This window comes from Actinomycetospora sp. (assembly GCF_055612215.1).
Genome location: NZ_JBVPVA010000248.1, coordinates 1 through 7,298 on the forward strand (window position 1 = coordinate 1; position 7,298 = coordinate 7,298).

The 7,298-nt window shown below is 74.3% G+C and carries 9 protein-coding genes and 1 pseudogene; 5 read left to right on the top strand and 5 right to left on the bottom strand.

Annotated elements, in window-relative coordinates:
• Together AC0CYZ_RS06790 and AC0CYZ_RS06795 are read left to right on the top strand one after the other, a co-directional pair.
• Positions 1-463 (top strand): annotated as a pseudogene (locus AC0CYZ_RS06790) (DUF222 domain-containing protein); the annotation flags it as partial.
• A gap of 92 nt (positions 464-555) precedes the next feature.
• Positions 556-1,833, top strand: coding sequence for a PP2C family protein-serine/threonine phosphatase (locus tag AC0CYZ_RS06795; protein WP_472213601.1), 1,278 nt, complete (start codon positions 556-558; stop codon positions 1,831-1,833).
• Positions 1,834-1,873: 40 nt separating this feature from the next.
• Here the strand turns inward: AC0CYZ_RS06795 and AC0CYZ_RS06800 are convergent, their stop codons facing one another.
• Together AC0CYZ_RS06800 and AC0CYZ_RS06805 are read right to left on the bottom strand one after the other, a co-directional pair.
• The gene (locus AC0CYZ_RS06800) at positions 1,874-2,617 is read right to left on the bottom strand and encodes an AfsR/SARP family transcriptional regulator (RefSeq protein ID WP_472213603.1); all 744 of its coding nucleotides are present in this window, start codon (positions 2,615-2,617) and stop codon (positions 1,874-1,876) included.
• A 305-nt stretch (positions 2,618-2,922) separates the two neighbouring features.
• Complete coding sequence (locus AC0CYZ_RS06805; protein ID WP_472213605.1) at positions 2,923-3,405, bottom strand: SRPBCC family protein; 483 nt, start codon at positions 3,403-3,405, stop codon at positions 2,923-2,925.
• Positions 3,406-3,488: 83 nt separating this feature from the next.
• Between AC0CYZ_RS06805 and AC0CYZ_RS06810 the strand changes: the two genes are divergently transcribed.
• Entirely contained in the window at positions 3,489-4,637 is a 1,149-nt protein-coding gene (locus tag AC0CYZ_RS06810; RefSeq protein WP_472213606.1) for an SGNH/GDSL hydrolase family protein, read from the top strand.
• Between the two features lie 21 nt (positions 4,638-4,658).
• Here AC0CYZ_RS06810 and AC0CYZ_RS06815 read toward each other — a convergent pair whose 3' ends face one another.
• Positions 4,659-4,844 (bottom strand): hypothetical protein, encoded by a 186-nt coding sequence (locus tag AC0CYZ_RS06815; RefSeq protein WP_472213608.1) that lies wholly within the window; start codon positions 4,842-4,844, stop codon positions 4,659-4,661.
• A 206-nt stretch (positions 4,845-5,050) separates the two neighbouring features.
• Between AC0CYZ_RS06815 and AC0CYZ_RS06820 the strand changes: the two genes are divergently transcribed.
• Positions 5,051-5,515 carry an SRPBCC family protein gene (locus AC0CYZ_RS06820; RefSeq protein WP_472213610.1) on the top strand — a complete coding sequence of 155 codons (465 nt, stop codon included), beginning with the start codon at positions 5,051-5,053 and terminating at the stop codon, positions 5,513-5,515.
• Between the two features lie 5 nt (positions 5,516-5,520).
• Here AC0CYZ_RS06820 and AC0CYZ_RS06825 read toward each other — a convergent pair whose 3' ends face one another.
• The gene (locus AC0CYZ_RS06825) at positions 5,521-6,201 is read right to left on the bottom strand and encodes a nuclear transport factor 2 family protein (protein WP_472213612.1); all 681 of its coding nucleotides are present in this window, start codon (positions 6,199-6,201) and stop codon (positions 5,521-5,523) included.
• A gap of 86 nt (positions 6,202-6,287) precedes the next feature.
• On the opposite strand from AC0CYZ_RS06825, the gene AC0CYZ_RS06830 reads away from it, so the two are divergent.
• Positions 6,288-6,515 (top strand): hypothetical protein, encoded by a 228-nt coding sequence (locus AC0CYZ_RS06830; protein WP_472213614.1) that lies wholly within the window; start codon positions 6,288-6,290, stop codon positions 6,513-6,515.
• 188 nt (positions 6,516-6,703) lie between these two features.
• Here the strand turns inward: AC0CYZ_RS06830 and AC0CYZ_RS06835 are convergent.
• Positions 6,704-7,298 (bottom strand): adenylate/guanylate cyclase domain-containing protein (locus AC0CYZ_RS06835; protein ID WP_472213616.1); only part of this gene is annotated, 595 nt, incomplete at its 5' end.

Here is a 7,298-nt window from a genome sequence, read left to right on the forward strand (position 1 = left end):
CGAGCTGCTGCTCGACCCGGACAGTCCCGCCAGCGGGGACCTCGTGGGGCACGGCCCGCTACCCGGTCCCGTCGTGCGTGACCTGCTGCGCACGACCAAGGGCACGCGGTGGTGGCGGCGACTGTTCTCGCACCCGAAGCACGGCACGCTGGTCGGCGGTGACCCGCAGAAACGGTTGTTCGACGGGTTCCTCGCCCGCCTGATCGACCTGCGCGACGGCGGCCGCTGCCGGGACCCCTTCTGTGATGCCCCGATCCGGCACCACGACCACATCACCCAGTCGCGGGCCGGCGGGCCGACCAGTTTCACCAACGGCCGGGGGGTGTGCGCGCGGGGGAACTTCGTCCGCGAGATGCCGGGCTGGCACATCGAGACCGTGCACGACGGGCTCGGCGACCAGCCGCACACCGTGCGGACCACCACCCCGACCGGCCACACCTACACCAGCCGCGCCGGACCCTGAGCGGCCCGAGCTGGTGGAGGCCCCCTGGGCATGACCTGCGGGTGCCGCGAACGACCGCATCGCACCGTCGCCCCCCGATCTACGCTGGCGCGATGACCGACGGCGACCGCTCGCGCCACGAGCAGTGGGCAGAGGTGGCCAGCGAGCTCGTCCACCGATCACACGTGGTGGTCGGCGACGGGATCGCCTCCATGCTCGACGAGCTGGTCGCACCGCTGGGGCTGCGGGCCGAGGTGCTGCTGGTGGACCTCGGTCAGCAGGTCCTGACCCCGCTCGGGCCCTGCGAGACGGGGCGCCCGGTCGAGAAGCACCCGCGCGCCGGGGTGGAGACGGTGTCCGTCGAGGGCACCGTGGAGGGTCGGGCGTTCCAGTACGGCGAGGTCGTCGAGGCCCATGACGCCGGCGGTCGCCGGGTGCTGTGCGCCGCCATCCTCGACGGCACGGAGCGGGTCGGGGTGCTGCGGCTGGTGCTCGGTGACGACGTCGTCGACGACGCCCTGCTGCGTCGCTGGGTCCTGACCTTCGCCGGGCTGGCGGGGCACGTCGTCATGGGCAAGCTGGTCTACTCCGACCACCTCCGGCGCCTCCGGGCTCCCCACGGCCTCTCCGTGGCCTCGGAGCTGCTCTGGCAGCTGGTCCCGCCCCGCACCTTCGCCACCTCCGAGGTGGTGGTGGCCGCGCTGCTCGAACCGCACGACCAGGTGGGTGGCGACGCCTACGACTACGCCGTCGACCGCGACGCGCTCTACGTCGGGGTGTTCGACGGGATCGGTCACGACCTCGAGGCCGGGGTCACGACGGCGTTGGCGGTCAACGCGATCCGTCACGCCCGGCGTCGGGGGGACCGCGACCTGAGCACGCTGGCCGCGATCGCGGACGACCAGCTGCGCGGCCACCCCGGGGTCGTCCCGTTCGTCACCGCGGTGCTGGCGCGCCTCGAGACCGACACCGGCCGGCTCGAGTACCTGCTGGCGGGCCACCCGGCACCGCTGGTGCTGCGCGACGGTCACGTCGTGCACCGGCTCGACGCCGCCCTGCGCCCGCCCCTCGGGGTCCACGCCCGGGGCGCGGCCACCCCGGTCGGGCACGTGCAGCTCGAGCCCGGCGACCGCCTGCTCCTCTACAGCGACGGCGTCGTCGAGGCCCGTGACGAGCAGGGCCGGTTCTTCGGCGAGAACCGCCTGATCGACCTGACCGAGCGCACCGAGCAGTCCCGGGTCTCCGCCCCGGAGACGCTGCGGCGTCTCACCGCGTCGGTGCTGGCCCACCAGGCCGGCCGTCTGCAGGACGACGCCACCCTGCTGATGCTGGACTGGGTCGGGAGCCCGGGCACGTCCCGCGGCCGTCCGGTCCACAACCACCGCCCCTGACCGGGCGGCCCCGGACCCGCGCTGGATCGTGGTGATCTGCTCACGGTCGCGGGTGGTGGCCCTCGGGCACGCGCGCCGACGGCACGCGCTCGGTGGGGTCGACGGCGTCGACCATGTCGTCGAGGTACTCGTCGATGACGCGGCGCATCGCCGGGGACGGGGCGAGGTCGAGCTCGGCGTGCAGCAGCCGGCGGTAGCCGTCGTACTGGCGCAGGGCCTCCCCGACGTTGCCCTCCTCGAGGTGCACCGCGATGACCTCGCGGTGCGCGGTCTCCCGCAGCGGGTCGCAGCCGACCGCGACGAGCCCGACGCGCAGCGCGTCGGCGTAGCGCCCGGCGCGGCGGTGATCGGCGCACAGCGCCTCGAGGGCGTGCAGGCGCAGCTGACGGAAACGCTCCCGCTCCGGCTCGACCCAGGGGTCGTCCCAGCCCGGCAGCAGCTCGCCCGCGACGAGCCGGGCCTCGCGGTCGTCGGCGACCCCGACCTCGGCCTCCCACAGGTCGACGGTGACGTGCGCGGCGAGGGCGACGTGGCCGTCGCCGGTCTCGACCAGCGGCTCGGCGACGATGCGGCCCAGGCGCCACAGGGTCGAGCGCAGGTTGCCCGCGGCACGTTCCTCGGGGCAGTCGCCCCAGAGGGCGCCGGAGAGCTGGTCGCGGCGGACGGGACGGCGGGCCAGGGCCAGGAAGGCCAACAGCCGCTCCGCGCGGGGGGTGAGCAGGAGCGGTCGGTCGTCCTCCCGGCAGGTGAAACGCCCGATGACGGTCAGTTCGGTTCCGGCCACGCGCGCCTCCGAGGTGCCGAGCCTGGGTGGGGTGTCCGGCTCGGAGTTGAACCTCGGGGACGAGATGTCCGGGACCGCGTGCGCGCCAAACGCCGATCACGTCGCACCGTTCGGTCCAGCTCGATCCCGCCCGCGACGAACGGCGGGGAAACTGAGACAGAACAAGATGCGTGTCCGTCTGTTCGGGGCCGGACGGAGCTGGGACGATCACGGCCACGCCGGAGCCTCTTGCCCCCCAGGAGGGCCGGCGAGGTCCCGCTGCCCGGTCCCCCTCGGGCAGCGGGACCGCCCCGGGCCTTCGGAGCTCAGCCCTCCACGACGCGCTTGATCGCCGCGAGCGTCGCCGGGATCCCCGCGCGGGCGTCGGCCACCCGGATCGCGATCTCCTTCGCCGCGTCCTCGCCGTAGCGCTCCCCGAAGAACTCCCGGCCCGCCGGGGGGAACTCCCAGGTCTCGGTCAGCCGCGTGCCCACGCCGTCGGGAACCGTCTCGAAGCCCCAGTAGACGCGGCCGCCGTTGACCGTCCAGCGGAAGACGCGGCCGGGCTCGGCGGCCACCACCTCGCTGCGGGTCTGCCACTCGCGGTCGGGCTTGACGTTGTAGCCGGTGAAGTGGGCCCCGACCCGCGGGCCGTCGCCCTCGTCCCACTCGCAGCGCGCACAGATCGGGCTCCACTCCCCGGTGCGCGTGACGTCGGAGACGACGTCCCACACCGCGCGCGGGTCGGCGTCGACGTGGATCGACTCGGCGTGGCTGTAGTCACCGGCGTCCGGCTGCGTCTCGTCCACCCGATCATGATGGCCCGTCGCCCGGCACGGCACGAGGGGATCCGGGATGCGCCCGGCCCGGGGCCCGCGCGAGGGTGGACCGCGTGATCACGACGGAGATCGTTCCCGAGCTGCTGCGCGGTGCGCTCGACCTGGAGCACACCGAGGTCGGGGTCCGGCCGCACCGGCTCCCGGCACGGGCGCGGGCCCGGGCGGACCGCCAGCTGCTCCTGGCCCAGGCGCAGCCCTCCGGCGTGCGGCTCGTGGTCCGCACCGCCGCGACGCGGCTCGAGGTCGACGCCCGCCGCACGACGCTCGCCGCCGTCGGGGTGCCGCCGCGGCCCGACGGCCGCTACGACCTGCTCGTCGACGGCGAGCTCGTCGACCAGCAGACGTCGAGGGGCGGGACCGTGCTGCTGACCGACTTTGCGACCGGCGCCACCGAGACCCGCGAGGGCCCCGTCGGGACGGTCGCCTTCACCGGCCTGCCGGCGCGCGAGAAGGTCGTCGAGCTCTGGCTGCCCCACCAGGAGATGACCGAGCTGGTGGCGCTGCGCACCGATGCGCCGGTCGCCCCGGTCCCGCCGGGCGACCGCCGGGTCTGGCTGCACCACGGCAGCTCGATCAGCCAGGGCTCGAACGCCGCGAGCCCGACGACGACGTGGGCCGCCCTGGCGGCCGCGCGCGGGGGCGTCGACCTGGTCAACCTCGGTTTCAGCGGCAGCGCGATGCTCGACTCCTTCGTCGCGCGCGTCCTGCGCGACCACCCCGCCGACCTGCTCAGCGTCAAGATCGGCATCAACCTGACCAACGCCGACGTCATGCGGATGCGGGCCTTCACGCCGGCGGTGCACGGGTTCCTCGACACGATCCGCGACGGGCACCCGACGACGCCGCTGCTGGTGGTCTCGCCGGTGCTCTGCCCGATCCACGAGGAGACCCCGGGGCCCGGTGCCGTGGATCTCTCCGACGGCACGATGCGCTTCCGGGCCACCGGTGATCCGGCGGACGTCGCGGCCGGGCGGCTCTGCCTGCGCACCATCCGCGAGGAGCTCGCCCGCATCGTCGACCAGCGCGCGGTCGACGACCCGCACCTGCACCTGCTCGACGGGCGCACGCTCTACGGCGAGCCCGACGTCGGCGAGCACCCGCTGCCCGACCGGTTGCACCCCGACGCGGCCACGCACCGACTGATGGGCGAGCGGTTCGCCGCGTCCGCCTTCGGGCCGGGCGGCCCCTTCGCGGTGGGATGAGTTCCCGGCGGGGCCGGGCCCTCAGGCCGTGATCGAGTGGACCGGGCAGTGCGGCTCGACGAAGGACCGTTCCCCGGGAGCGCCCGCACGGTAGGCGGCGTTGGCCAGCACCGAGCAGGTGCACCCCCGGTCGACCGCGGCCCGCCCGCCCGGCCCGTCGCCCGGGTGGCGTGTCCGCAGGCGCCCGTCGTCGACGTCCTCGGCCATGTGCACATCCCCCCGGGCCGGCTGATCCCGCGCGTACCGGGTCTCCGTGATCACGGTACCGGAGGAGTTCGGGTGACCCGTCACTTCGGTTGGGCACGGTGGGGTCGTGTGCGAGCCGTGGGCAGCGTCGCGGGGGAGCGGGGCGATGGAGTAAGCAGGGCACCAGCACGGGGCCCCACCGAGGCGCCCCCGACGGAGGAGCCGCGATGGCGCAGGTCAGGGCGCTGGCCCGCCGCACGATCCCCGCCGACCCCGAGAAGGTGCTGGCGGCCCTGGCGGACTACCGGGAGATCCGACCCTCGATCCTCACCGAGCACTACCGCGACTACCGCGTCGAGGTCGGCGGCGAGGGCGCGGGCACCGTCGTCGGGTGGGTGCTGCAGGCGACCTCGAAGCGGCAGCGCGACCAGCTCGTCGAGGTGTCCTCCGCACCGGAGGGCGGGGTCGTCGAGACCGACCGCAACTCGAGCATGGTGACCACGTGGCGGGTCCGGCCGGAGGGTGAGGCCGCTGCGACGGTGGAGATCGACACCCGCTGGGACGGGGCCGGCGGCATCGGCGGGTTCTTCGAGCGGCTGTTCGCGCCGAGGGGCCTGCGGCGCATCCACGACGGCGTGCTCGAGAACCTCGAGCGCCGGGTCGCCGCGGGCGGGCAGCGGAGCGTCGGGTAGCCCGGTCAGGACAGGGCGGCGCCGAAGTAGACCTGGACCTCGACGACGCGGCCGTCGCGCACCGAGAGGACCTCGGTGTTGCGGTGTCGCGCGCCGGTCCGCAGCTCGTACACGTAGCGCACGAAGACCTCGCCGGGGGAGACCTCCACGACGTCGACGAGGTCCTGCGAGCGCAGCCGCTCCGCCGTCGGGAAGCAGCGGCGCAGCCACTCCTCGCGACCGATCGGCTCGTCCTGGGGGCTGGTGAAGACGAAGTCCTCCCCGGTCAGGGCGACCGCCGCGTCGGCGTCCTGGGCGAGGTAGGCGGCGAAGAGCGCGCGGACGACGCCCGCCGCCGTCTGCGGGGCGATCTCCTCGACGAGCGTGACCTGGGTGCCCTCCGGGTCGGCGAAGGTCACCGCGTGGATGAAGTCCGGCACGGTCCACACGTCGGGCACGAGGACTCCGGCCGCGCGCAGCCGGGCGTGCTCGGCGTGGACGTCGTCGACGGCGAGGGTCACCGACGACGACCCGGCCCGCGAGGCGTCCTCGACCAGTTGCAGGAAGCCGCCGCCCGGCACGTGCCACTCGGCACAGCCGTGCATGGGCACCCGGTCGGGCCGGCGACCGAGGACCGTCGCGTAGAAGTCCTGGGATCCGGTCCAGTCCTCGACCAGGACACCGGCGAGCACGTTCGTCGTCGTCATGACATCTCTCCTCGGTCTCGGTATCGAAAAGCTACCAAAGACTCCTGGGGAAGAGTCAATGCCGCGGCTCCCGTACGCTGTCGCGCATGGTGGAGCGGCTCGCGTCCCGGCTCGGCATCTCGCAGATGCGTCTGTTGATCGGCGGCTGGATCCTCGCCGCGGTCCTGCTGCTGGCCGGTCTCGCGCTCGTGCTGGGCGGGGCCACCGTCGCGGGAGCCGTCGTGTTCCTGCTCGGCGTCGTCGTGTCGATGACCGTCGCCGTCAACCTGCTGCGCCTCCGGGCGGGCGAGCACGTGGGCAAACGGCCCGAGTAGGCACTCCAGTGGGTGAACTCATGTGGTGATCGAGGGTTCCCGCTGGACGTGGAGGTGTTGCGTGCCTCACCGTGTTCCCACCGACGGACGGTTGGTGTCGGTGTTCGGGGAACACCGGCTGCTGCGGGTCGGCGGCGGTCGCTGGGGAGCGGACCGCCGCCGATCCCAGCTCTCTCCCGTCGGGTCCCTCAGACTGCGCTGACCCGGTAGAGGCGCTGCGCCCCCCGGATCCCTTTGAACCGCCGCGGCGCCGCCACCCGCCACCGGAACTCGTTGTCCGGGCCGAGCTGCTCGACGACCGCGTCGTGGACGGCCGCGGTGACGACGACCTGCCCGGGCCGCGCGGTCGTCGTGACCCGGGACGCGAGGTTGACCGGCGGCCCGAACCAGTCGCCCGCGTGCGGCACCGCGGTGCCCCGGGCGAGTCCGATGCGCACGTCGGGGCGCCCGTCGTCGGCCTCCGCCCAGCGTCGCGCGAGCTCCACGGCCGCGCGCACCAGCGCGACGCAGTCCGACGACACGAGCATCACCGCGTCGCCGATGGTCTTGGCGAGGCGCACCGGGCGGGACACGACCTCGGTCGCGCACTCCGCGAGCTGCTCGGCGACCTCGGAGAGCTCCGCCGCGGAGACGTTCTCGCCGAGGTCGGTGAACCCCACGAGGTCGGCGAAGCACACCGACACCTCCTGCGCGCCCTGCAGCCGCCCCGCCGTCGACTCCTCGAGGGCGACGGCGTGGGAGCGGATGCGGTCGGCGAGGGCCACGGCCACCAGGTGGGTCAGG

Bases quoted from the DNA above. Each gene is read 5' to 3' on its own strand.
- AC0CYZ_RS06795 (WP_472213601.1), top strand. From the start codon at position 556: ATGACCGACGGCGACCGCTCGCGCCACGAGCAGTGGGCAGAGGTGGCC.
- AC0CYZ_RS06830 (WP_472213614.1), top strand. From the start codon at position 6,288: ATGGTGGAGCGGCTCGCGTCCCGGCTCGGCATCTCGCAGATGCGTCTG.
- AC0CYZ_RS06820 (WP_472213610.1), top strand. From the start codon at position 5,051: ATGGCGCAGGTCAGGGCGCTGGCCCGCCGCACGATCCCCGCCGACCCC.
- AC0CYZ_RS06825 (WP_472213612.1), bottom strand. From the start codon at position 6,201: ATGACGACGACGAACGTGCTCGCCGGTGTCCTGGTCGAGGACTGGACC.
- AC0CYZ_RS06815 (WP_472213608.1), bottom strand. From the start codon at position 4,844: ATGGCCGAGGACGTCGACGACGGGCGCCTGCGGACACGCCACCCGGGC.